The 25,019-nt window shown below is 25.3% G+C and carries 28 protein-coding genes and 3 tRNA genes; 26 read left to right on the top strand and 5 right to left on the bottom strand.

Annotation, left to right across the window (positions count from 1 at the left end):
• The first annotated feature begins 189 nt into the window (after positions 1-189).
• The 15 genes from H0H64_RS03105 to H0H64_RS03035 all read left to right on the top strand — a co-directional run bounded on the left by H0H64_RS03105 (position 190) and on the right by H0H64_RS03035 (position 12,763).
• Positions 190-1,476 carry a mechanosensitive ion channel family protein gene (locus H0H64_RS03105; RefSeq protein WP_185857323.1) on the top strand — a complete coding sequence of 429 codons (1,287 nt, stop codon included), beginning with the start codon at positions 190-192 and terminating at the stop codon, positions 1,474-1,476.
• The gene (locus tag H0H64_RS03100; RefSeq protein WP_185857322.1) at positions 1,470-2,207 is read left to right on the top strand and encodes a pyridoxine 5'-phosphate synthase; all 738 of its coding nucleotides are present in this window, start codon (positions 1,470-1,472) and stop codon (positions 2,205-2,207) included. The genes H0H64_RS03105 and H0H64_RS03100 overlap by 7 nt, the downstream gene beginning before the upstream one ends.
• Positions 2,191-2,967 (top strand): alpha/beta fold hydrolase, encoded by a 777-nt coding sequence (locus H0H64_RS03095; RefSeq protein ID WP_185857321.1) that lies wholly within the window; start codon positions 2,191-2,193, stop codon positions 2,965-2,967. The genes H0H64_RS03100 and H0H64_RS03095 overlap by 17 nt, the downstream gene beginning before the upstream one ends.
• A 30-nt stretch (positions 2,968-2,997) precedes the next feature.
• Complete coding sequence (locus H0H64_RS03090; protein WP_185857626.1) at positions 2,998-5,280, top strand: aconitate hydratase; 2,283 nt, start codon at positions 2,998-3,000, stop codon at positions 5,278-5,280.
• Between the two features lies 1 nt (position 5,281).
• The gene (gene yidD, locus H0H64_RS03085; RefSeq protein WP_185857320.1) at positions 5,282-5,506 is read left to right on the top strand and encodes a membrane protein insertion efficiency factor YidD; all 225 of its coding nucleotides are present in this window, start codon (positions 5,282-5,284) and stop codon (positions 5,504-5,506) included.
• 6 nt (positions 5,507-5,512) lie between these two features.
• Entirely contained in the window at positions 5,513-6,406 is an 894-nt protein-coding gene (gene lgt, locus H0H64_RS03080; RefSeq protein WP_185857319.1) for a prolipoprotein diacylglyceryl transferase, read from the top strand.
• On the top strand, positions 6,393-6,917 hold the full coding sequence (locus tag H0H64_RS03075) for a DUF192 domain-containing protein (protein ID WP_185857318.1): 525 nt from the start codon (positions 6,393-6,395) through the stop codon (positions 6,915-6,917). The genes lgt and H0H64_RS03075 overlap by 14 nt, the downstream gene beginning before the upstream one ends.
• Before the next feature lie 69 nt (positions 6,918-6,986).
• The gene (locus H0H64_RS03070) at positions 6,987-7,316 is read left to right on the top strand and encodes a HesB/IscA family protein (RefSeq protein ID WP_185857317.1); all 330 of its coding nucleotides are present in this window, start codon (positions 6,987-6,989) and stop codon (positions 7,314-7,316) included.
• On the top strand, positions 7,316-8,758 hold the full coding sequence (gene sufB, locus H0H64_RS03065) for a Fe-S cluster assembly protein SufB (protein WP_185857316.1): 1,443 nt from the start codon (positions 7,316-7,318) through the stop codon (positions 8,756-8,758). The genes H0H64_RS03070 and sufB overlap by 1 nt, the downstream gene beginning before the upstream one ends.
• 14 nt (positions 8,759-8,772) lie before the next feature.
• Positions 8,773-9,525: a Fe-S cluster assembly ATPase SufC gene (sufC, locus tag H0H64_RS03060; RefSeq protein WP_185857315.1), complete on the top strand. Its 753-nt coding sequence runs from the start codon at positions 8,773-8,775 to the stop codon at positions 9,523-9,525.
• A 25-nt stretch (positions 9,526-9,550) separates the two neighbouring features.
• Positions 9,551-10,849 (top strand): Fe-S cluster assembly protein SufD, encoded by a 1,299-nt coding sequence (gene sufD, locus H0H64_RS03055; RefSeq protein WP_185857314.1) that lies wholly within the window; start codon positions 9,551-9,553, stop codon positions 10,847-10,849.
• A gap of 6 nt (positions 10,850-10,855) precedes the next feature.
• Positions 10,856-12,091 (top strand): aminotransferase class V-fold PLP-dependent enzyme, encoded by a 1,236-nt coding sequence (locus H0H64_RS03050; RefSeq protein WP_185857313.1) that lies wholly within the window; start codon positions 10,856-10,858, stop codon positions 12,089-12,091.
• A gap of 10 nt (positions 12,092-12,101) precedes the next feature.
• Positions 12,102-12,419, top strand: a complete 318-nt coding sequence (gene rplU, locus H0H64_RS03045) for a 50S ribosomal protein L21 (protein WP_185857312.1) — start codon at positions 12,102-12,104, stop codon at positions 12,417-12,419.
• A gap of 15 nt (positions 12,420-12,434) precedes the next feature.
• Entirely contained in the window at positions 12,435-12,698 is a 264-nt protein-coding gene (gene rpmA / locus H0H64_RS03040) for a 50S ribosomal protein L27 (RefSeq protein WP_185857311.1), read from the top strand.
• A tRNA-Arg gene (locus H0H64_RS03035) sits at positions 12,689-12,763 on the top strand. Before rpmA ends, H0H64_RS03035 begins: the two co-directional genes overlap by 10 nt.
• Positions 12,764-12,766: 3 nt before the next feature.
• On the opposite strand, the gene H0H64_RS03030 is transcribed toward H0H64_RS03035, so the two are convergent.
• Positions 12,767-12,840: transfer RNA gene (locus H0H64_RS03030), tRNA-Ile, on the bottom strand.
• 149 nt (positions 12,841-12,989) lie between these two features.
• On the opposite strand from H0H64_RS03030, the gene H0H64_RS03025 reads away from it, so the two are divergent.
• On the top strand, positions 12,990-13,298 hold the full coding sequence (locus H0H64_RS03025; RefSeq protein WP_185857310.1) for a ribosome-binding factor A: 309 nt from the start codon (positions 12,990-12,992) through the stop codon (positions 13,296-13,298).
• A gap of 20 nt (positions 13,299-13,318) precedes the next feature.
• The gene (locus tag H0H64_RS03020) at positions 13,319-14,512 is read left to right on the top strand and encodes an ABC transporter permease (protein WP_185857309.1); all 1,194 of its coding nucleotides are present in this window, start codon (positions 13,319-13,321) and stop codon (positions 14,510-14,512) included.
• On the opposite strand, the gene H0H64_RS03015 is transcribed toward H0H64_RS03020, so the two are convergent.
• Together H0H64_RS03015 and H0H64_RS03010 are read right to left on the bottom strand one after the other, a co-directional pair.
• The gene (locus H0H64_RS03015) at positions 14,503-15,420 is read right to left on the bottom strand and encodes a ribonuclease Z (protein WP_185857625.1); all 918 of its coding nucleotides are present in this window, start codon (positions 15,418-15,420) and stop codon (positions 14,503-14,505) included. The genes H0H64_RS03020 and H0H64_RS03015 overlap by 10 nt on opposite strands.
• A gap of 66 nt (positions 15,421-15,486) precedes the next feature.
• On the bottom strand, positions 15,487-16,020 hold the full coding sequence (locus H0H64_RS03010) for a CPBP family intramembrane glutamic endopeptidase (protein ID WP_238784988.1): 534 nt from the start codon (positions 16,018-16,020) through the stop codon (positions 15,487-15,489).
• 97 nt (positions 16,021-16,117) lie between these two features.
• Between H0H64_RS03010 and H0H64_RS03115 the strand changes: the two genes are divergently transcribed.
• Positions 16,118-16,270 (top strand): hypothetical protein, encoded by a 153-nt coding sequence (locus H0H64_RS03115; RefSeq protein ID WP_238784987.1) that lies wholly within the window; start codon positions 16,118-16,120, stop codon positions 16,268-16,270.
• 225 nt (positions 16,271-16,495) lie between these two features.
• Positions 16,496-17,680 (top strand): M14 family zinc carboxypeptidase, encoded by a 1,185-nt coding sequence (locus H0H64_RS03005; RefSeq protein ID WP_185857307.1) that lies wholly within the window; start codon positions 16,496-16,498, stop codon positions 17,678-17,680.
• On the opposite strand, the gene rpmH is transcribed toward H0H64_RS03005, so the two are convergent.
• On the bottom strand, positions 17,681-17,830 hold the full coding sequence (gene rpmH / locus H0H64_RS03000) for a 50S ribosomal protein L34 (RefSeq protein WP_185857306.1): 150 nt from the start codon (positions 17,828-17,830) through the stop codon (positions 17,681-17,683). It abuts the gene before it with no gap.
• Positions 17,831-18,130: 300 nt separating this feature from the next.
• Between rpmH and H0H64_RS02995 the strand changes: the two genes are divergently transcribed.
• From H0H64_RS02995 to gap, 7 genes are all read left to right on the top strand, one after another.
• Entirely contained in the window at positions 18,131-19,462 is a 1,332-nt protein-coding gene (locus tag H0H64_RS02995) for a bifunctional UDP-3-O-[3-hydroxymyristoyl] N-acetylglucosamine deacetylase/3-hydroxyacyl-ACP dehydratase (protein WP_185857305.1), read from the top strand.
• 20 nt (positions 19,463-19,482) lie between these two features.
• On the top strand, positions 19,483-20,073 hold the full coding sequence (locus tag H0H64_RS02990) for an elongation factor P (RefSeq protein WP_185857304.1): 591 nt from the start codon (positions 19,483-19,485) through the stop codon (positions 20,071-20,073).
• A gap of 16 nt (positions 20,074-20,089) precedes the next feature.
• Positions 20,090-20,965: a succinate--CoA ligase subunit alpha gene (gene sucD / locus H0H64_RS02985; RefSeq protein WP_185857303.1), complete on the top strand. Its 876-nt coding sequence runs from the start codon at positions 20,090-20,092 to the stop codon at positions 20,963-20,965.
• 10 nt (positions 20,966-20,975) lie between these two features.
• Positions 20,976-21,560 carry an aminoacyl-tRNA hydrolase gene (pth, locus tag H0H64_RS02980; RefSeq protein ID WP_238784986.1) on the top strand — a complete coding sequence of 195 codons (585 nt, stop codon included), beginning with the start codon at positions 20,976-20,978 and terminating at the stop codon, positions 21,558-21,560.
• Between the two features lie 28 nt (positions 21,561-21,588).
• Positions 21,589-21,661, top strand: a tRNA-Arg gene (locus H0H64_RS02975).
• Positions 21,662-21,695: 34 nt separating this feature from the next.
• Positions 21,696-23,486: a translation elongation factor 4 gene (lepA, locus tag H0H64_RS02970; RefSeq protein WP_185857624.1), complete on the top strand. Its 1,791-nt coding sequence runs from the start codon at positions 21,696-21,698 to the stop codon at positions 23,484-23,486.
• Between the two features lie 27 nt (positions 23,487-23,513).
• A complete protein-coding gene (gene gap / locus H0H64_RS02965; protein WP_185857301.1) occupies positions 23,514-24,530 on the top strand; it encodes a type I glyceraldehyde-3-phosphate dehydrogenase in 1,017 nt (338 codons plus the stop codon).
• A gap of 15 nt (positions 24,531-24,545) precedes the next feature.
• On the opposite strand, the gene H0H64_RS02960 is transcribed toward gap, so the two are convergent.
• A complete protein-coding gene (locus H0H64_RS02960) occupies positions 24,546-24,932 on the bottom strand; it encodes a type I restriction enzyme HsdR N-terminal domain-containing protein (protein WP_317168464.1) in 387 nt (128 codons plus the stop codon).
• Positions 24,933-25,019: the final 87 nt, after the last annotated feature.

Raw genomic sequence — 25,019 nt, 5'->3', positions numbered from 1 at the left:
AAATCTAAAATTTTAAAAAATTGAGTCAAAATTTTTATCTTTTATCTAAAAAAAAATCAATATCTATTATATTATTCAATCTACAAAACATAAGAAATAAAAATCAGACATAAATTATTGAAAATAACTCAAAATACAGTTAATTATTCAATTTTTTTATAGTAAGATTTATAGTAAGAATTTTAACTTATGTGTTATAAAGAATATTTTTTTGAAAAAGTAGGAGGAATTATTTTTCAAATTCAAGGAATTTATGAAATTGTCCATAATTTAGATCTAAAAAAATGGGGGACGATAACTCTTGTTATAATTGGAAAAATGTTATTTTTTACTATTTTCATAGGAGTTCTGGAATTTATTTTTAACAGAGGCGTTCGTTTTATAGGAAGAAGAATTGTTAGTTCTACTCATTTTGTTTGGGATAATATTTTATATGAAAACAAAGTTTTTGATAGTTTAGCTCATTTTTTTCCACTATCTATTGGTTTGATAATAATTGAACCATTTTTTAATGGTTATCATACAATTATCATTTATTTAAAAAAAATATTTGATATATTATTCGTTTTAATTGTTTTACAATTCTTAATTCGAGTAGTGAATTCTATCATGAGAATAGCTACAAGTGAAAATAATCATCAAACAATAGCAGTTCGTTCTTTTTCACAACTACTGAAAATCATATCCATCATATTTTGTATTCTAGTTATCATTGCAATTCTGACAAAGAATGATCTTATTACTATTTTAACCAGTTTAGGAGCTATAACTGCTTTTGTTATCCTAGTATTCAGAGATACAATTCTTGGATTTGTTTCAGGAGTTCAAATGGCATCTACAAAAATGATTAAAGTAGGAGATTGGATTAGAATTCCTAAATATAGTATAGAAGGAACAGTTATTGAAATCAATTTAACTTCGGCAAAAATAGAGAATTTTGATAAAACTATTACGAGCGTCCCTACTTATGATTTAATTTCGACAGCTGTTATAAATTTTGAATTTATGCGTCAAAAAAATATACGTAGAATTAAAAGATCTATTTTATTCAATATACAATCTTTTCATTTTTGTAATTCAGATAATTTGAAAAAGTTTCAACATGTTTATTTAATTAAAAATTATATAGAAAAAAAACAAAAAGAAATAGATATTTTCAATAAAGAAAAAAATATTGATGTTAGTATAAATATTAATGGTAGAAGATTAACAAACATTGGTCTTTTTCGGCAATATGCATTGGAGTACTTGTCTCAACATCCAAAAATATCACAATCAGAAACTTTAATGGTTCGACATTTAGAGCCTACTCCTTATGGACTCCCGATAGAATTGTACTGTTTTACGAACACTTCTGAATCTATTAAATACGAACAGATACAGGCTAGCGTTTTCGATCATTTACTAACAGCATCTAAAGAGTTTGGTTTAGAGGTTGCGCAAGTTACTAAAAAAGAAATTTTGAAAAAATGGTAAGATTAAGTGTTAATTTAAATAAGATAGCAACATTAAGAAATGCAAGAGGAGGAAATATCCCTAATGTTTTGCAGGTTGCAATAGATATACAAAAATTTGGAGGTCAAGGTATTACAATACATCCACGTCCCGATGAAAGACATATTACATATAAAGATGTTTATGATATCAGCTCTGTAATTACAACAGAATTAAATATTGAAGGAAATCCTACTGAAAGATTTATGAAATTAGTATTAGATGTTAAACCAACACAAGTAACTTTAGTTCCCGATTCCGATGATGCTATTACGTCAAATTCTGGATGGAATACTTTTTTATATCAAGATTTTTTAACTGATAAAATTAAAAAATTAAAAAATAATGGAATTCGTACTTCTATTTTTTTAGATCCAAAACCAGAATTAGTTTCATATGCAGCTAAAACAGGTGCAGATAGAATAGAATTATATACAGGATATTATGCTATAAGATATGCGGAGAAAAAATGGAATTGCATTGATCCGTATATTGATACGGCAAAAATAATTATAAATAATCATATGTTTATTAACGCTGGTCATGATTTAAATTTAGATAATATTTCTTTTTTAATTGAAAAAATACCAAATATATCAGAGGTGTCGATTGGACATGCTTTAATTAACGAATCTATATATATGGGACTAGAAAATACAATACAAAGTTATTTGAAAAGAATAAATAAATATAAAAATGATACTACATTCTAAAATTTATGGATCTGGTCCTCCTATTTTAGTTTTTCATGGTTTATTTGGAAATGGAGAAAATTGGATTTCTTTTGCAAAAGAATTTGAAAAACTTTATCAAGTTCATCTATTAGATATTAGAAATCATGGAAATAGTTTTGTTTCTGATAAAATGAATTATGATCTCATATCAAGAGATATATTAGAATATATACATTATTATGAATTAAATGATCCTATCCTATTAGGGCATTCTATGGGAGGAAGAGCCGTTATGAAGTTTTCCATAAAGTATCCTTTTATTCCAAAAAAAGTTATCGTTTTAGATATCAGTCCTAAAGCTTACATTAAACCCAATCAAGATCAAAAAAAGTTAATTCATGTTTTAAAAAAAGTAGATTTCAATATAATTAATACTAGAAGAGATCTAGACTCTTTTTTAAAAACATGGATTTTAGATGTAAAAATTAGGTTATTTTTTTCTAAATGTATTCAAAGACAAGAAAGTGGGAAACTATGTTTTTATTTCTCTTTATTAAATATTGAAAAAAATTATGATTCTTTAATTCGTCATAAAATAAAAAACGGTTTATATTATGGTCCTACTCTTTTTTTGCGAGGAGAATATTCAAATTATATTCTTGATGAAGATTATAATTATATACGTAAGCTATTTCCAAAATCAAAAATTTGGATAGTTAAAAAATCTGATCACTGGATTCATATAGACAACCCCATAGATTTCTATACTAAAATAAATGTTTTTTTAAACGAAACATAATTTATGTATATTATTAAAAATAATAATTTTATGATTTTTGATCTTGATATGATTCGAAGTTTTTATTCAAATTTTTTGTACAAAATTGAAAAAATTCGAAATGTGATAGATACCCCTATGACTTATTCAGAGAAAATTTTGTATTCTCATTTAGGTGAAGACATAAAAGAAATAGCGACTAACTTTGAATCAAAAAATTATCGAGATAAATATTACATGAATTTTCTTCCAGATCGTATTATCATGCAAGATGCAACAGCTCAAATGACATTGCTCCAGTTTATGCAAACTAAAAAAGAAAAAACGTTTATTCCTGCTTCTGTTCATTGTGATCATCTTATATATGCTAGAGATGGATACGACTTAGATTTAAAAAATGCGATAGAAAAAAATCAAGAAATTTATAATTTTTTAAGATCCGCATCTCATAAATACGGAATAGATTTTTGGGGAGCTGGATCTGGTATTATTCATCAAATTGTTTTAGAAAATTATGCATTTCCTGGCGGGATGATTATAGGAACAGATTCTCATACTCCTAACGCTGGAGGATTAGGTATGTTAGCGGTAGGAATTGGAGGAGCTGAAGCTGCTGAAGTTATGTCAGGATCATTTTTAGAATTGAAATTTCCTAAAATAATTGGAGTAAATTTGACAGGAAAAATTAATGGATGGACTTCTCCTAAAGATGTGATATTAAAATTATCTGGAATGATTGGAGTTTCAGGGGCTAAAAATCATATCATTGAATATTTTGGAGAAGGAATTAATAATATTTCTTGTGTGGGGAAAGCGACTATATGTAATATGGGAGCAGAAATAGGAGCTACGGCATCTTTATTTCCTTATGATACAAAAATGAAAAATTTTTTGGATAAAAACGGAAGAAATCAGGTATCTATAATAGCAGAAAAAATAAAACATTTTTTAAAAGCAGATCCAGAAGTTTATCAAAATCCATGTAATTATTATGATAAAGTAATAAAGATAGATTTAAATGTTTTAGAGCCACATATTAATGGACCTTTTACTCCAGATAAAGCGACTCCTATTTCTAAAATGAAAGAAGAAGCCGTTAAAAACAATTGGCCTACCAAAATAGAGGTAGGATTAATTGGCTCTTGTACAAATTCTTCTTATGAAGATTTATCAAAGGCTATATCAATAATTCGACAAGCAAAAAAGAAAAAATTGAAAATTAATTCAGAATATATGGTATCTCCAGGGTCTAAAAAAGTTTCTTTTTTTATGAAAAAGGAAGGATTTTTATCTCTTTTTAAAGAGATTGGAGCTAAAATTTTTTCTAATGCTTGTGGGCCTTGCATTGGACAATGGGATAGAAAAGGAAATAAAAAAAACGTAAAAAATACGATTATTCATACTTTTAATAGAAATTTTTCATCTCGCAATGACGGAAATCCAAAAACGCATGCTTTTATAGCTTCTCCAGAAATTGTCACCGCTTTAGTATTTTCTGGAAATTTGACATTTAATCCTATAAGAGATATGTTGAAAAATGAAATAGGTGAATATGTAAAATTCGAAGAACCTAAATCAATGGAAATACCTACTAAAAATTTTAATATAGAAGAATTAGGATATGAAAATATTTCAAAAAAAAATAGAAAAAACTTATCTGTGATTATAGAAAAAAATTCTAAAAGATTACAGATTTTATCCCCATTTTTAGCATGGAATGGAGAGAATTTAATAAATATTAGACTTTTAATTAAAACTAAAGGAAAATGTACTACAGATCATATTTCAATGGCAGGCCCGTGGTTAAAATACCGAGGTCATCTTGAAAAGATTTCTGAAAATTTACTAATGGGTGCTGTAAATGCTTTCAATCATGAAAGGAATAAAATAAAAAATACTATAACAGGTAACTATGGAACGGTTTATGAAATTGCTAAATTTTATAAATTTAAAAATATACAAACTTTGATTGTTGGAGAAGATAATTATGGAGAAGGTTCTTCAAGAGAACATGCAGCTATGGAGCCTCGTTTTTTAGGAATTCGTGTAGTTCTTGTTAAATCTTTCTCTAGAATATACGAAACTAATTTGAAAAAACAAGGAGTTTTAGCTTTAACTTTTTCAAATTCTGATGATTATTACAAAATTGAAGAAGAAGATGTATTCCATTTTTATATGAAGAATATATCTCCTAATGAAAATATAGTAGTAGAGTTAATTCATAAGAGTGGACATAAAGAAAAAATCATAGTTCATCATTCCTATAATGAAAAACAAATTGAATGGTTTAAAGCTGGTTCTTCATTAAATTTCATTAAAAATCATAAAATATAACATGAAAATTATAAGAATTTTTTGCATTAAAATTATCAGATTATATCAAATAGGGATATCTCCATGGATAGGGAATAACTGTAGATTTATACCAACTTGTTCAAGTTACATGATTTTATCACTAAAAAAATGGAATTTTTTTAAAGCTATTTTCATAAGTATAAAAAGAATCATGAGGTGTAACCCATGGGGACCATATGGTCATGATCCTACAAAATCAATTTAATGAACCATGCAAACATTAGAATATATTAATTGGGATCCTATCCCAAAATTTAGTTTGTGGAAAGGTTTTGTGATTCATATTTATAGTCTAATGTTTGTGATTTCTTTTTCATTAGGATGGTACATTATGAAATACATTTATCAAAAGGATAATATACATAAAAAATATTTGGATCCTTTATTCATATGTACTTTTTTTGGAGCTTTTATAGGAGCTAGATTTGGTCAAATTATATTTTATGATTTTTCATATTTTTCCGATCATTGGATTGAAGCTTTCCTTCCTATAAGAGAAAACGAGCATAATTTTTTGTTAGGATTTATGAAAGGGTATGAGTTTATTGGTTATAGGGGGTTATCTAGCCATGGGGCAACCATAGGTATTATTTTATCTAGCTTATTTTATAGTAAAACGATTCTAAAGAAAAAATCTTTTATTTGGTTATGCGATAGATTATGTCTTCCCGTATCAATATCGGCTGTTTTTATTAGAATAGGAAATTTCTTTAATTCTGAAATAGTAGGAAAACCATGTAATGAAAAATTGCCTTGGGCGGTAAAATTCGTACAAATGGATACAGAATATGGAGAGATAGTCCCTAGACATCCTGCACAAATATATGAATCCATTGGTTATCTAATAATTTTTTTATTACTTTGGTATTTATATCGAATAGGAAAAAAAAATTATGATGGTTTTTTATCTGGAATTTTTTTTATTTTTCTTTGGTCTATACGTTTTTTATTAGAATTTATGAAAGAACCACAAGGAGAAGAAATTCTTAATTTTTTATCTATAAATACAGGACAGTGGCTTAGTATTCCTTTTATTATTTTTGGATTTTTCCTTTTAAACTTATCAAGTATTAAAAAGTATTTTTTTCATAATGAAAAAAATTAATATTTTTTGTTCTTTTATCATAATAGTAATAATGATTCTGTGTATTTTTATAAATTCATCTGAAAGAATTAATTACGATTCTGATATGTTTTTAGATGTCGGAAATCTATTAGAAATAGAATTTATTAAAGATGGAGAAATATATTTAAATAATAATAATTCTATTATAAAAAAAATAGATATAGAATTAGCAGATAAAGATATAGAAAAAAATAATGGATTAAAATACAGATCTGTTCTAAAAAAAAATAGAGGAATGTTATTTTTATTAAAAGATCAAGAGGAGTATAAACAGATAAATATGAAAGACATGCGAATTCCTTTAGATATTGTATATATCAATCAATTTAATACTGTTATTTTTGTGAATAAATACGTAAGTCCTATGAAAGATATAGAAGAAATAAATTTTCCTTTGTACATAAAATATATTTTAGAAATTAATGCTGGTATGTCGGATAAATGGGGGATAAAGGAAGGTGTAACAAAAATTACTTGTTTTATTAAATAATTTAATTAATCATGAATCATGCAAAATAATTATCTTTATCTCGTGTAATCACAAAAATTGTAAATAATTATGGTTTTTATATCTGAAAAAGCTAAAAATAAATTAGTTTCTCTTATGAAAAGAGAAGGCCTTTCTCATGATGTTTCTTTTGTTAGATTTGGAGTTAAAACTGGAGGTTGTTCAGGAATGTCTTATGAATTGACTTTTGATAAAAAAAAACAAGAAGGAGATAGACTTTTTAAACATAAAGAAATGAAAATATTGGTAGATCAAAATAGTATTTCTTATTTAGAAGGAACAACATTAGAATATTCAGATGGACTAAATGGAAAAGGTTTTTATTTCAATAATCCTAAAGCAAAACATACTTGTGGATGTGGTAAAAGTTTTTCATCATAATGAAAAAAAATGATAAAATACTGGAAAATTTTACCCAATCTGAATACAAATATGGATTTTATACTCCAATAGAATCAGATAAGATCCCAGTGGGATTAAATGAAAACGTCATTCGTAAAATAACAGAAAAGAAAAAGGAACCTACATGGATGTTGGATTGGAGATTAGAATCTTATCACATATGGAAAAAAATGAATTCCCCAAAATGGGCAAATATAAAATACCAAGTTCCAGATTTTCAAAAAATAAGTTATTATTCTGCTCCTAAAAAAAAAATAGATTTAAATAATTTGGAAGAAGTAGATCCAGAGTTAATAGATACATTCAATAAATTAGGAGTCCCTATAGAAGAACAAAAAATGCTTTCAGGTGTTGCAACGGATATAGTATTAGATTCCGTTTCTTTAGCTACCACATTTCAGAAAAAATTAAAAAAGAAAGGGATTATATTTTGTTCTATAAATGATGCTTTGAATAAATATCCAAGTATTGTAAAAAAATATTTAGGTTCAGTTATTTCAAAGAAAGATAATTTTTACGCAGCTTTAAATTCAGCTGTATTTTCAGATGGTTCTTTTTGTTATATTCCAAAAGGAGTCCGTTGTCCTATGGAATTATCCACATATTTTCGTATTAATGAAAATAATACAGGTCAATTTGAAAGAACCTTAATTATTGCAGATGAAGATTCCTATGTTAGTTATTTGGAAGGGTGTACTGCTCCGCAAAGAAAAGAGAATCAATTACATGCAGCTGTAGTTGAAATTATAGCATTAGAGAATGCTGAAATTAAATATTCTACCGTTCAAAATTGGTTTCCTGGAAATAAAAAGGGAGAAGGAGGTGTTTTTAATTTTGTCACAAAACGTGGTTTGTGTGAAAAAGGAGCAAAAATATCTTGGATACAAGTGGAGACTGGATCTTCAATTACTTGGAAATATCCATCTTGTATTCTGAAAGGAGATTTTTCCATAGGACAATTTTATTCTTTAGCTTTAACTAAAGATTTTCAACAAGCTGATACTGGAACTAAAATGATACACATAGGAAAACATACTAAAAGTGTTATTATATCAAAAGGGATATCCGCTGGAAAAGCTCAAAATAATTATAGGGGATTAGTGAAGATAGCGCCTAAAGCAATTCATTCTCGTAATTTTTCTCAATGTGATTCTTTATTAATTGGAAATCAATGTGGAGCTCATACTTTTCCATATATTCATGTATATAATTCCAATTCTAAAGTTGAACATGAAGCAACAACTTCAAAAATTGGAGAAGATCAAATTTTTTATTGTAATCAAAGAGGAATAAAGACGGAAAAAGCGATTTCTTTAATTGTACATGGTTTTAGCAATGAAGTTCTAAAAAAACTTCCTATGGAATTTGCAGTAGAAGCTCAAAAACTTTTGGAAATTTCTTTGGAAGGATCTGTCGGATAATAATAAAAATTATTATGTTAAATATAGAAAATTTACATGCTTCTATAGAGAAAAAGAAGGTTCTTAGAGGAATTAATTTAAAAGTCAATCCAGGAGAGAGTCATGTTATTATGGGACCTAATGGTTCTGGAAAAAGTACTCTTGCTGCTGTCATAGCAGGGAAAAAAGAGTATAAAATAACTGAAGGAAATATTTATTTTTTTAATAAAAATTTATTAAATTTTTCACCAGAAGAACGGGCTCATTTAGGAATTTTTCTTTCTTTTCAACATCCAGTGGAAATACCAGGAGTATCCATTATTAATTTTGTTAAAACAGCGGTTAATTCGATTCGTGAAGCACGAAATGTAAATAAAATGTCTTCTAAAGATATTCTATTAAAAATTAAAGAAAAATCCTCTTTATTAAATATTGAAAAAAATTTTTTTTATCGTTCTTTAAATGAAGGTTTTTCGGGGGGGGAAAAAAAACGTAATGAGATATTTCAAATGATGATGTTAGATCCTTTATTATCTATTTTAGATGAAGTTGACTCAGGTTTAGATATAGATGCTTTACGTATAGTTGCTCAAGGAATTAATGCTTTTAGAAATAATAAAAATTCTGTTTTAATTATTACTCATTACAAAAGATTATTAGATTACATTTATTCAGACTATATTATACATATTCTATATAACGGAAAAATTATTCAGTCAGGAAATCAAAAATTAGCTGAAAAATTAGAAGAGGAAGGATATGATTGGATAGTAAAAAATCAAGTATAAAAGAATTGTTTAACTTTATAATTAAATGCAGTTAAGAGAAAAAGTAACTTTATTAATTAAAAAATTTTCTTCTGCGAAAAAAAAAGACTCTTATATGTCTTTTTTGCAACGAAAACATTTTGATTTTTTCCACAAACAAGGATTTCCTTCTTCTATAAATGAAGAATGGAAAAATATAGATATTGACTCAATTATTAACCAGGATTATAATATCATTTCTGAAAATGAAAAAATAAAAAATATAGAACCTAATAAAATAAAAAATTTTTCTTTTCTTAAGAAAAAAAGATCTTTTATTTTGATTTTTGTAGATGGTAAATATAACCCTGATCTTTCATACACTTATGCAGAAAATATTATTTTATCAAATATAATATCACTAAAAGAAAATGAAATTAAAGATTATTATGGTAGATTATCGTATCACTATGATGCATTTTATACTTTAAACACGTTATTATCAATAGATGGGGCCTATGTTTATATTCCTAATCATGTTATTTTAGAAAATCCTATAGAAATATTGCATATTTCTACAGGTATTGAATCTAAAATTATGTTGAATCACAGAAATTTGATCGTAGTCGGAGAACATGCTCATGTTAAAATTATAGAACATTTCAAATGTTTAAGAAGACATTCTTCTTTTATAAATTCCGTGAGCGAAGTTTATGCTATGAATCATAGTATAATTGACTATTATAAAGTACAAAATGATTTAGTAGAAACTTCTATAATAGATAATACATATTTGAAACAAAATGAGAATAGCAAATGTACCGTTTATACTTTTTCTTTACAAGGAAATTTTATAAGAAACAATTTAAAGTTTTATTCTATCGGAAAAAAAACCTATTCTTATTTATATGGCATTTCTCTTTTATCAGGAAAACAATTCGTAGATCATCATACTTTGATAGATCATTTATCTTCAGGGGCTTATAGTTTTCAATTATATAAAAATATTTTAAGTGAAAAATCTAGAGGAATTTTTAATGGAAAAATAATTGTTAATAAATTTATAAAAGAAATAAATGCATTCCAAAAAAATCATAATATTCTTCTTTCTAATGAAGCAAGTATATATGCCAAACCTCAATTAGAAATTTATTCTGAATATGTAAAATGTTCCCATGGTTGTACCATAGGTAACATACAAGAATCTGAGTTATTTTATCTTCAATCCAGAGGAATTTCTGAAAAAAGAGCTAAAATGTTATTGTTATTCTCTTTTTTAAGGGAAATGTTGATTCCTATTCATATTTTTGAATTGAAAAAATTTATCAATAAAAAAATAAAGGAAAAATTAGATAAACATTTATAAAAATATATGTTTTCAGAGAAAGAAATACAAAAAATAAGAAATCAATTTCCTATTTTAAAAGAAAAAATATACTCTAATCCCTTAATTTATATGGATAATGCAGCAACTACTCAAAAACCCTTAAAAGTAATTCAAGCATCCCAAAACTATTATTCTACTATGAATTCTAATATTCATAGAGGATTGCATTATCTTAGTCATAAAGCGACTCTATATGTTGAGAATGTTAGAAGAAAAATTCAAAAATTTATTCATGCAAAATATTCTTCAGAAATTATATTTACGAAAGGGACTACAGAATCTATTAATTTGGTCGCTTCTAGTATGGAAGGTTTTATAAAAAAAGGAGATGAAATTATTATTTCTTGTATTGAACATCATTCAAATCTTGTTCCATGGCAAATTCTTTGTAAAAAGAAAAACGCTATTTTAAAAATAATATCTATTCATGAAAGTGGTTTTTTAAAATTGACAGATTTTGAATTTTTAATTTCAGAAAGAACAAAAATAGTATCTATTAGTCATATATCAAACGTTTTAGGAATTATTAATCCTGTTAAATATATTATTGAAAAAGCTCATGAATATGGAGCTTTAGTTTTAATTGATGGAGCTCAAGCACTGTCTAATTTAGATTTAAATGTACAAGATTTAAATGTAGATTTTTATGTTTTTTCTGCTCATAAAATGTATGGGCCTACTGGAATTGGAGTATTATATGGAAAAAAGAAAATATTAGAAAAATTATATCCTTATCAATTTGGAGGAGAAATGATTAAAGATGTAAGTTTTAATGAAACAACTTATTCAGATTTACCGCTTAAATTTGAAGCAGGGACCCCAAATATAGAAGGAATTATTGTGTGGGGATTTGCTATAGATTTTGTAAAAGAAATAGGGATATCAAATATTCAATCTTACAAAAAAAAACTTTTAATGTATGCTATAAAATGTTTAAGTTCAATAGATGGAATTCAGTTATATGGAATTTCTAAGGATCTTTCTAATAAATCTGGTATTCTTTCCTTTAATGTTGATAATTTACATTGTTTTGATGTAGGCAGTATTTTAGATCGTTTAGGAATTGCGGTTAGAACAGGACATTTATGCGCACAACCTCTTATGAATTTCTTTAAAGTTTCAGGTATGATTCGAGTTAGTTTTTCTGTGTATAATACTTGTGAAGAAATAGATTATTTATTGGAAAGTCTTTTAAAGGCAAAAAAAATGTTATCCAAGTAAAATAGAATTTATGATATATGCTATTGTTAATATAAAAGATAAACAATTTAAACTTATTGAAAATAAATATGTTTATGTTCCTCACATCTCTGTAAATGTGGGAGAAAAAATATTATTAAATCAAGTTTTTTTGTTTTCTAAAGAAGGAAAACTCTTTTTAGGGGATCCTTTTTTAGAAAAAATAAACGTAATAATAGAAATTATGGAACATATAAAAGGTAAAAAAATTTTTATTTTTAAGAAAAAAAGAAGAAAAGGATATAAAGTAAAAAATGGATTTAGACCTTTATTCTCAAAAATAAAAATAGTTTCTTTTTTAGAAAAATAAAAACAATAAAACAATATGGCTCATAAAAAAGGTTCTGGAAGTTCTAGAAACGGAAGAGATTCAATAGGAAGAAGATTGGGGATTAAAATATATGGAAATCAATACGTAAATTCTGGTAATATCATAGTTCGTCAGCGAGGAACAAAACATCATCCTGGAAGAAATGTAGGAATGGGAAAAGATCATACTTTATATGCTATAAAAAATGGTTATGTTTCTTTTAAAAAAGTAAGAAAAAATAAATCGATTGTTTCTATTATAGAAACTAAGACTGGGTAGTTCAAATAGGATATAACAACAGTTTCCTAAACTGTAGGTTGAGGGTTCGAATCCCTCCCCAGTTATAATGGTCCCAGCTGGATTTGAACCAGCGACACCCTGATTATGAGTCAGGTGCTCTAACCAACTGAGCTATGGGACCTAGAATTTATAAAAAAACAGAACTCATACAAGTTTACAATATTATTTTTCCTATTACAAATTTTTTTGGAAAATTTTTCTGCTTTTATTTATTAAAATAAAAGTTATTTTGAATTATTGAATTAAAAATTCAACATACGAGACGAAATTATGAAAAAAATGAACTTGATTAGAAATGAGAAACTCTCTTCAATATTTTTTATAGAAATAGCAGAAATTCTTAATGAGGAAATCTATTATAATCGAAGTAAAAATAAATTTTTAGTGACTTTGATTAAGATATGTATAACTCATGATATGAACTTAATAAAAGTATATATTAGTATTTATCCTTTTTTAGATAAAAATATATTGAAATTTATTCGTTCTAAATCTAAATTTTATAGAAAGCTACTTTCTAAAAGATTAAGGTATCGTGTGAAAAAAATTCCAAAATTGGATTTTTGTGCATTTGTGTAAAATTTAATAACTAATAACTTTTGACTGCTTCTTTTTATATATCTATACGTTATTTTTTTTCTAAAAAAAAAACAAATCTTGTTAATATTATTGTTTTTTTATCAGTTTTATCTATCAGTGTATCCACTTTTTCTTTGTCTACAATTTTATTCGTTTTTTCTGGATTAGAAAATTTAAATAAAAAATTTTATCAAATCCATTATCCTGATATTACTGTTTCCCATTCAAATGAAAAAGATTTTTATATCGATGATAATGTTATAAAAAAAATAAAATCTATACAAGGAGTTATAGCTCTTTCTAAGACTATGGAAAAAAAAGTTTTTTTTTATTATAATCATCATGAATATTTTATTCTTTTAAAAGGAGTAGACATGGAATATGAAAAAGTAATGAAAAAATTTAAAAGAATAAATTTAAAAAAGAATAGATTTGATTATTTAAATATATATGTAGGATGGTCTTCCATGGTTTCATATTTTCCAATGTTACTATATCATGTAATAAATATGCCTTTACAAATATTTATCTTGGATTATAAAAAAAATTCTTTAGTTTCATTTTTTATGAAAAAAAAAATTTCTATAAAAGGAATTTTTCATTTTAGCCCTAAAATGGATAGAAAATATTTTTTTTGTGATTTATCTGAACTTCAATATATAATGAAAAGAAAAGTTTTTCATGTGTTAGAAATAAAGATTCATGATAAAGCTAACATAAATAATGTGAAAAATATTTTATTAAAAGAATTGGGACAGAAATTTAATGTAATAACACGTGCAGAAAGAGAGAAGATTTTTTATAAAGTTTTAAATACAGAAAAAATATTTATTTATTTTTTATTCATATTAATGACAGTAATTACTGGATTTAATTTATTTAGTGCTATTTGCATTTTGCAATTAGATAAATTGAAAGAGCTTGTAACATTATGGAGTATAGGATTTTCTTTGTACAAGATTAAGGGTATATTTTTATATGTAGGATTTATGATCACTATTTTTGGTTGTTTAAGTGGGTTATTTATATCTTATATTGTTTCATTAATACAAGAAAAATATAAAATATTTAAAATAGCAAAAAGAACACCTTTTCCTGTTAAAATTACAATAGAAGACACTTCTATAGTTGTATGTATCATTTTAGTAATAGGATCAATTATATCTTTTTGTTCTTTAAAAAGAATTCATAACATGATTTCAAATTATAAATAATATGTTTTTAGAGGTTCAGATGCTTCTACATTAAAAAATATTTCTTTTGCTTCTTTTTCGAATTCTTTAATATTAGGAAATCTATTTGAATAGTGTCCCAATAATAGTTTTTTTACTTCAGCTTTTTTAGCTATATATGCCGCCTGATTTGCAGTAGAATGTCCTGTATTTATAGCCCTTTCTTCTTCTATTTTTAGAAAGGTAGATTCATGATATAATAAATCTACATATTTTATATGTTCAATTATAGGTAAGTAAAAAGAAGTATCTGAGCAAAAAGCGTAAGATAATATTTTGGGGGGATCAAATGTTAATTTTTGATTAGGAATAATTCTTCCATCATTTGTTTTAAACTCTTTTCCTAATTTTAAATTTTGATAGTCCATTATTTTAATATCAGGTATTTTTTTAATTTCTTCCATATTTAATTTTCTACTACTGGGTTTTTCTCTAAAAAGAAATCCATTGGCATAAATTCTATGTTTTAATGGTATGGAAAAAATTTCTATTTTTTCGTTTTCCATAATTTTTTCAAATTTATGGGATGATAATTCTATATGATCTATACTATACTTAAGTCTGGTATAAGACCATTTAAAATGAACATTTATGATCTCTTTTAATCCTTTTGGAGCGTAAATAGTTATTGATTTTTCTCTACCTAATAAATGAAAAGTAGATAACAATCCAATCAATCCGAAAAAATGATCTCCATGTAAATGAGATATGAATATGTGTATAATTCTATTAAATTTTATTTTTGCTTTTCTTAATTGAACTTGTGTCCCCTCTCCACAATCAATAAGAAAGGAATAACCTTTCATTTCCAATATTTGAGCAGTGGGATGAAACTTTTTTGTAGGGATGGAAGAATGACATCCCAAAATAGTTAATGAAGACTTTTTCATCATGAAAAGTTTTTTTAATAGATTTTCTAATTCATGTCAGTATTTTCTTATAATTTTATAAAAAAATTAAATTTTTTTGTTTTTTCTTTTGAAAAGAAAAATACTACCAATAATTATTATAATGAAAGCTATTATTAATATTAATCCAATATTCATATTCATATTGACCTCTTTTGAGGAAAGAGGATTTTCATTTCTCATAAAAAAAAACATAGTGAATATAGCAAAAGCATTATTAAAAATATGTAATAATATACAGTCTATAATAGAAGAAGTTATAAAATAAATGAACCCTATAAAACTTCCAATGATCATACCTCCTACAAATTGCCATGGATTCATGTGAGTTAATCCGAATAAAAATGAAGAAAATAAAATAGCTTTAATAGGATGTATCTTATTCTTTAGCATTCCATTTAAAATAATACCTCTAAAAAGAACTTCTTCACATATAGGCGCTAGCAATACTGTAGTGGAAAAAAAAGGAATTGGATTTTTAATTTCTTCTTTTAGAAATTCTTCGATTTCTTTATACATATTTCCTAATATAGGCCCCTCTCTTGGAACCAATGAAGAAATATATTCATTAATAATGATCATACAAAACATCATACAAAAAATAACAAGATAAATATACCATGGAGAGAATTTCATGGATAAATCTATTATGAGATTTTTTTTTTGAGCTTGATGAGATATGAAAACAAATAAAAAAATGAAAGGAAGAGTATATGATATTGAAAATATCATGCTTTCAGGTAAATTAATAGAAATCAATAATTTTCTAAGAATTACATTGAAAAAATTTAAAGCAGTAAATCCCACTATTAATAAAACCGATTCGATATAATTTATTTTAAAGTAATTCCTCATAATCAATGTTAAAAATTCGTATTTTGTTTTGTTCTTTAGCTTATACAGTTATACAGCATTTTTATTTTTCATTTCATTTTATGAAAATCTTTATAATTTAGTAAAAGTTTATTTTTTGAAAGATAATAACAATTTTGTTATTTATCATAATCATATCATATCATAGATCGCAGAATTCTTTCAAGATAAAATTAAAATCATTATGTTGTTTTTTGATATTCTATCTCTATTTCAAACTTACGAATCTTTTAAAGATAAAGATAGTAGTCTTAGTAGTTCAAAAATTTTCAGATATTCTGACTTATTGCAAGTTATAGATAAGTATAAAGACATATGTTCTATTGTTCCTATAGGATTATCTATAGAGAAAAGAAAAATTTTCAAAATCAAATGGGGGATAGGAGAAATAAAAATATTAATATGGTCTCAAATGCATGGAAATGAAACAACTGGAACAAAATCTATGTTTGATATTTTTCATTTTTTCTTGATAGAAAAAAATTGTGATTTAGTTAAATTTTTTTTTAAAAATTTAACTATTTTATTTATTCCTATGTTAAATCCTGATGGATCTGAAATATTTCAAAGAAGAAATGCTGTGAATATAGACTTAAATAGAGATGCTATTCGTTTACAGTCTCCAGAAATACAAATTTTATTTCAAGAAATAGAAAAAAATAAACCTAATATTTTATTTAATTTACATGATCAAAGAAGTATTTATAACGTTGGTTATAAAAAATTTAACCCTGCTATTTTATCTTTTTTATCTCCTTCTGTATCCATGGAAAAAGATATATATTCTATAAGTAGAAAAAAATCTATGGGAATTATAAATTTTATGGTAAAAGAACTCGATAAAATTTTACCTGAGATTGGGGCAATAGGAAGGTTTTCTGATGAATTGTATCCTACAGCTACTGGAGATCGCTTGCAGAAATTAGGTTATCCTTGTGTTTTAATTGAATCTGGGAATTATCCCAAAGATTTTAAAAAGAAAATTATTAGAAAATACAGTGTATTTTCTATTCTTGCGGGTATTTATTTTATTTCTTACAAAGGTTATAAAGGAGAAAATCTTGAAAAAGATTATAAATCCTATTTTTCTATTCCAGAAAATAAAAATATTTTATTAGATAAAATATATAGAAAAGTACAAATACATAAAAATCAAAATGAATTTTTAATAGATATAGGGCTGATGAATTTTGAAAAATTTGATTTAATGAAAAAAAATATTTCTGTTTTTACAAAAATAGTAGACATAGGAGATTTATCCAATTTTTTTACCTATGAAGAATTTATTGTTACAGGAAGCAAATTTTATGGAGAAAAAGGAATAAATGTTCCTGAAATAGGAAGCTTAGAAAATTTTAAAATTTTCTAATTATTTTTTAAAATTAGAAACTGCAAGTTTTTTTCTTCCCTTTCTCCTTCTTCTCGATATAATCATGCGACCTGTTTTTGTGTTCATTCGTTTCATAAATCCATGAACGTTGACTTTTTTTCTATTTGAAGGCTGGTAAGTTCTTTTCATCTTATTATTCTATTTATTAATATTATAAAAATATTTTACGTTTTTTTTTTCTTCTATTTTTTTCTTTTTTATATTCAGTAATCTTTTTTGATAATAAAAAAAAAGTAATATAAAAATACCGATAATAAAACCTGTAAAAAATAAAAGTATACGTTTTGAAAAACTCATGATATAATAAAAATCATACATTCGGATTAAATTACATAAAGTTTTTATTTTTCTAGTATTTTTTTGGAAAAACTCATATTCAGTATGATTTTTAATTTATAGGGAATTAAGTTCTAATATATATATTATTATATGCTTAAAAAGCAAAAAACTATTGCAGGAAAAATTTCTTTACAAGGATTTGGTTTATATACTAAAAAGAGAGCAACTGTTACTTTTAAACCAGCTCCAATTCATACAGGATTTATTTTTATTAGAATAGATATAAAAGAAAAACCTTGTATCAAAGCTCATTATTCTTTTTTTATAAAGGAAAATATAGACAAAGGTATTTTTTTGGAAAAAAATGGGTTTAAAATTTATACGATTGAACATGTTTTAGCAGCTCTAACTGGGATGGATTTAGATAATGTTATTATAGAATTAGATAATATTGAAATTCCTATAATGGATGGTTCTTCTAAATTTTTTGTAGAGGCAATTCAAAAAGTAGGTATTATAGAACAGGGCGAAAAAAGAAAATATTATTCAATAACAAAAATTATTTCTTATGAAAATACAAAAACAGGAGGAGTAATTTTAGCTTTACCTTCTAAAAAGTTTGAAATCATGACCTTTATAAATTTTAACTCTTCAAAAGATTATACGCAAAATGCTATTTTTAAACATTTGTATCAATTCCGAAAAATTGCTAATTCAAAAATTTTTTGTATTCTTCGCGAAAGAAATAAAATAATTGATTCTTTTTTCGAAAAAAAAATTGAAAAAATGAAAGAAGACTCCATGTGTTCTCTTTTTTATAAAACGCTTTCTTTCCAAGATCAATTTAATGAAATAGCCAAACATATTCTTTTAGATATTATAGGTTTTCTAACTTTAATGGAAACTAAGTTAAAAGGTAAATTTATTTTTTATAATCCAGATAATTATCTTATTATGCAATTTTTAAAGGAGTTAATGAATAAAATTCAAACATTTAAAAAAAATGACATTCCTGAATTCGATTTAAAAAAGAAACCTCTTTTGGATATAAAAAGTATTATGAAAATTTTACCTCATAAACCCCCATTTCTTTTAGTAGATAAAATTATAGATTTAACAGAAAATAGTATTCTAGGAGTTAAGAATGTAACAATGAATGAATCTTTTTTTATAGGACATTTTCCTAGCGAACCAATTATGCCCGGAGTATTACAAATAGAAGCGATAGCACAAGTAGGAGGAATACTTGTGTTAAATAAATTAAATCAACCTGAATTATATTCTACCTATTTTTTAAAAATAGATAAAGTGAAATTTAAACACAAAATAGTTCCTGGAGATATAATTATTATTCAAGTTTATTTGTTAGAATCTATGAAGAGAGGAATTGTTCATATGCAAGGAAAAGGTTATGTTAATAATAAACTTGTAGTAGAAGCAGAGGTTGTTGCAAAAATAGTTAAGAATTATGAAACATTCTGAAATTTTTAATTTAAATTCAAATGAATATCAGAAAAGGTTTATATATACAGTGGAATAAGGAAATATTCAAAATTATTGATTTTCTTCATGTAAAACCAGGAAAAGGATACGCCTTTGTAAGAACAAAATTGAAAAATTTAGTAACAGGTTATGTTTTAGAAAATAATTTTTCAGCAAAATATAAATTGAAAAAGGTCAAAATAGAATCTCATTCATATAGATATTTATATAAAGAAAGAAATATTTTTTATTTTATGAATGATAGCTCTTATGATCAAATACAAATGGAAAAAAAACTAATCAAAAACATAAATATAGAATTTTTAAAAGAAGGGATGAAAATCCCTATTTTTTTTCATGTAAAAAGTGAAAAAGAAAAAGTTTTTTTATTTTTAAAAATCCCTTCTACGATTATTTTAAAAGTGGAACAAACAGAATATGTTAAAAAAGGGGATACTATTAATAATACCAATAAAATAGTTGTTTTAGAAACAGGAGCTAGATTATTGGTCCCTTCTTTTATCGATACAGGAGATTTTGTTAAAATAAATACAGAAAACAAATCTTATATAGAAAGAGTAAAAAAACAAAATTCAAATTATTTTACATAAAAATTAATTAAGAATTATGAGTATTTTGATAGATAGAAACATTAAAGTCCTTGTACAAGGATTAACTGGTCGAGAAGGTTTATTTCATACTGAACAAATGATAAATTATGGAACACCTATAGTGGGAGGAGTAACTCCAGGTAAAGGCGGTAAAATGTATTTAGGTGTTCCTATTTTTAATACGATTGAAGAAGCGGTAAATCATACAGGAGGAAATGTCAGTGTAATTTTTGTTCCTTCTGTTTTTGCTTCTGATGCTATTTTGGAATCTATTTATATGAATATACAAATTATTGTATGTATAACAGAAGGGATACCTGTTTCAGATATGATTCGAGTGAAACATTTTTTGAAAGAAAAAAAATCTCGTTTAATAGGACCAAATTGTCCTGGAATTATTTCTCCAGAAGAATCTAAAGTGGGAATAATGCCAAATTCAGTATTTAAAAAAAAAGGAAACGTAGGGATAATTTCTAGATCAGGAACTCTAACTTACGAAGCGGCAGACCAAATAGTAAAATTTGGTTATGGAATTTCCACTGCTATTGGTATAGGAGGAGATTCTATTATCGGAATGAATATAAAAGAAATTATGAAATTATTTTTACATGATTCGGAAACAGAATGTATTGTTATGATTGGAGAGATAGGAGGTCAGTTAGAAATTGAGGCAGCTAAATGGATAGAAAAATTGGAAAATAAAAAACCGGTTATAGGTTTTATAGCTGGACAAACGGCTCCAAAAGGCAGAACTATGGGACATGCTGGAGCTATTATTGAAAAGAAAATAGAAACAGCACAGGAAAAAATGAAAATAATGGAAAAAAGTGGAATATACATTGTAAAATCTCCAGCTAATATAGGAAAAGCCGTATACGAAATCCTTCATTGATCAAATGAATATGAATCACAGCATAGAAAAATTTTTGATAGTTGGATTAGGAAACCCAGGATATTTATACAAAAAAACTAGACATAATTTAGGATTTATGATTTTAGATCAAATATCTAAAAAATATTTTTTTTCTTTTTCAAAAAAAAAACTAGGTTTTATTTCATCATTTAGTTATGATGATAAATTACTTTTTTTTTTAAAACCTTCTACTTATATGAATCGTAGCGGTATAGCTGTTAAATATTGGATAATAAAAGAAAAAATTATAATCAAAAATATTCTTATAATATCTGATGATATTTATTTAAATTTTGGAAATTTTCGTTTAAAAGGGAAAGGAGGAAGTGGAGGACATAATGGATTAAAAAATATAGAAAAAGAAATAGGAACATCTCATTATGCGCGTCTTCGTTTTGGAATTAAGAAAAATTTTTTGGATAAAAAAATAAATTCTTATGTATTAGAAAATTGGAAAAATGAAGAAATAGACGATTTATTTTCTAAATTAGATATAGGGATAAAAATAATATTTTCATTTGTAACAAATGGCCTGCATAAAACAATGAATATATTCAATTGTCATAATACTTAATAATTTAATTATTTTATTTTTATTTTATAGCCTTGTAGTTTAATAGGAAAGAATATAGGATTCCGATTCCTATGGTATGGGTTCGATTCCCTTCAAGGTTATTTTATTATTTTTAAACTTAATCAATTAATCATGATTAATTATATTCGTAATTTTTGTATTATCGCACATATAGATCACGGAAAAAGTACGTTAGCTGATCGTTTGTTAGAATATACAAAAACAGTTTCAGAAAAAAAACGAAATCAACTATTGGATGATATGGATTTAGAAAGAGAACGTGGAATTACTATTAAAAGTCACGCTGTTCAAATGGAATATAAATATAAGAATAAAATATACATTCTTAATCTAATAGATACACCTGGTCATGTTGATTTTTCATATGAAGTATCACGTTCTATTGCAGCTTGTGAAGGAGCTTTACTTGTTGTCGATTGTACAAAAAGCGTACAAGCGCAAACGATATCTAATCTTTCTTTAGCATTAAAAAATAATCTATTCATTATACCAGTTTTAAATAAAATTGACTTGTTTGATGCTCTTCCAGAAGACGTAATGAAAGAGATCATGGAATTAGTAGAATGTAAAATGGAAGATATTATTCCTGTTAGTGCAAAAAATGGACTTGGGATTGAGAATATTTTAAATGAAATAGTAACACGTATTCCTGCACCAAAAGGAAATCAAAATGCTCCTTTGCAAGCTATTATTTTTGATTCTTTATACAATCCATTTAGGGGAATTGAAGCCTTATTTAGAATAAAAAATGGTTGTATACGAAAAGGACAAAAATTACGGTTTATGTCTACAGGAAAAGTTTATTCTGCTTATGAGGTGGGAACTTTGAAGTTAAAACGGATTTCAAAGAATCAAATCAACACAGGAGATGTCGGATATGTTGTCTCTGGAATAAAAAATACGAGTGAAGTAAAAGTGGGAGATACTATAACAGATGCTGAAAACCCAGCTATAGAAGCAATACAAAAATTTGAAGAGTTTAAACCTATGGTTTTCGCTAGTATTTATCCAGTTAATTCTGATCAATATGAAGAATTACGTTCTTCTATAGAAAAATTGCAATTAAATGATGCAGCTCTTTCTTTCACTCCTGAGTCTTCTCCCGCATTAGGATTTGGTTTCCATTGTGGATTTTTAGGATTTCTTCATATGGAAATAGTTAAAGATCGTTTAAAACGTGAATATAATATTTCTGTAATACTTACTATTCCTAATGTTTCTTACATAATTTATATGAAAAATAATCGAAAGGTTTTAATTAATAGCCCTTCAGATTTTCCAGAAATGGAAAAATTAAAAAAAGTAGAAGAACCATATGTTTTGGTTTCTATTATAACCAAAGAGATTTACATAGGAAATGTAATGTCATTATGTATTGAAAAACGAGGCACTATGATTGGGCATCATAATTATTTAACTTCAAAAAGAGTTAAAATTATGTTTGAAATGCCTTTATCAGAGATTGTATTTGATTTTTATGATAAATTAAAAACAATTTCTAATGGATACGCTTCTTTTGATTATAATTTTATTGGTTATAGAAATTCAGATTTAAGAAAAATTACTGTATTGATAAATCATGAAAAAATAGAAAATTTATCACTTTTAGTTCATAAAACAAAAGTTTTGTTTTTGTCAAGAAAAATATGTCAAGAATTATCTATATTAATTCCAAAACATCAATTTAGTATTCCTATTCAAGTTTCTGTATCTGGAAAAATTATAGCAAGAGAAACTATTAAAGCTTTAAGAAAAAATGTTACGGATAAATGTTATGGAGGTGATGTTTCTAGAAAAAGAAAACTTTTGGAGAAACAAAAAAAAGGAAAGAAAAAAATGCGTCAAATAGGAAAAGTAGAAATTCCATCATCTACTTTTATAACTTTTTTAAAAGTGAAAAATTAATTTTATAACAAAAAAAATTATTGAAATATGTCTATAAAAATAGGAATTAATGGAATTGGAAGAATAGGAAAACTAGTTTTATTAGCTGCTTTAAATAGAAATAATGTTCAAGTAGTATCTATAAATGATTTAGTGTCTATAGAATACTTAGCTTATATGTTAAAATATGATTCTATTCATGGTTGTTTTAAAGGAAATATTCGTATTGAAAATAATAATTATTTAATATTGAATGAAAAACGAATTAAGGTAACCAATGAAAAAGATCCTGAAAAACTAAATTGGGGTAATTTGAATATAGAATATGTTGTTGAATCTACTGGTTTTTTTTTAACAAAAGATTTAGCGAATGCTCATTTAAAATCAGGCGCTAAAAAAGTGATTTTATCTGCTCCTCCTAAACCTAAAGAGGATATTCCTATGTTTGTTATGGGAGTAAATCATGAAAATATGAGAAAAGACCAAAATATTGTATCTAATGCTTCCTGCACTACAAATTGTCTATCTCCTATTGTTAAAGTTTTAAATGATAATTTTGGAATATCTGAGGGGTTAATGACAACTATACATGCCTCTACTGCAACTCAAAAAGTTGTTGATTCTGTTTCCGATAGGGATTGGAGAGGAGGAAGATCTTCATTAATTAATATAATACCGTCATCAACAGGCGCAGCGAATGCAGTGGGAAAAATTATTCCAAGTTTAAATGGTAAATTAACAGGTATGGCTTTTAGAGTTCCTGTAGCAGATGTTTCTGTTTTAGATTTTACGGTTAATCTAAAAAAAAGCGCTAGTTTTGAAAAAATTAAATTGTGCATGAAACATGCTTCTAAAACTACATTAAAGGGAATACTAGGATATACAGAAGACGCTGTTGTTTCATCCGATTTTATAGGAGATAAAAGAATTTCTATTTTTGATGCTAATTCTAGTATTATGTTAAATCCCAATTTTTTGAAAATTATTTCTTGGTACGATAATGAAGTAGGTTATTCTAATAAATTATTGGATCTTCTTGATTATATGCATTCTTTATCTTTATAATTTTTTTTATATTAATTATGGAATATGTTTTAGAAATGAAAATTTCTTTTTGTATTTATCAACTTGAAAAATAAAATTATTTATTCCATTACTTACCATTAAAAATGGAGCTTTGATAGTTTGATTATATATGGAAATTTGATCAAAAGTTTTTTGTGTAATAGAAATTTTTGGAGTCTTACATTCTATCAATATGTGTGGTTTTTTATTAAATTGAACAAGAATATCTAGTCGTTTATTCAGTTTATTTATTTTTAAAGGATATTCCACCCATATATTGGAGTTTTTATAATTTTTTATTTGTTTTAATAAAAAAATTATATATTGACGTATTACTTCTTCTTGAGTAAAGAAATAAAATTTTTTTCTGATTACGCAGAATATATAAATTTTATTTCTCATTTTTTTTATACGTAAATGTCTTCTTATAAAGAAATTTAAATCATGCATAATTGATTAATTCAATAATAAAAATTAAAAATATTTTAG

Origin of the sequence: Blattabacterium cuenoti (assembly GCF_014251635.1) — a bacterium.
Taxonomy (GTDB): Bacteria; Bacteroidota; Bacteroidia; order Flavobacteriales; family Blattabacteriaceae; genus Blattabacterium; species Blattabacterium cuenoti_S.
The sequence above is the reverse complement of the archived record's forward strand: the minus strand, read 5'-3'. Positions and strand labels throughout refer to the sequence as shown.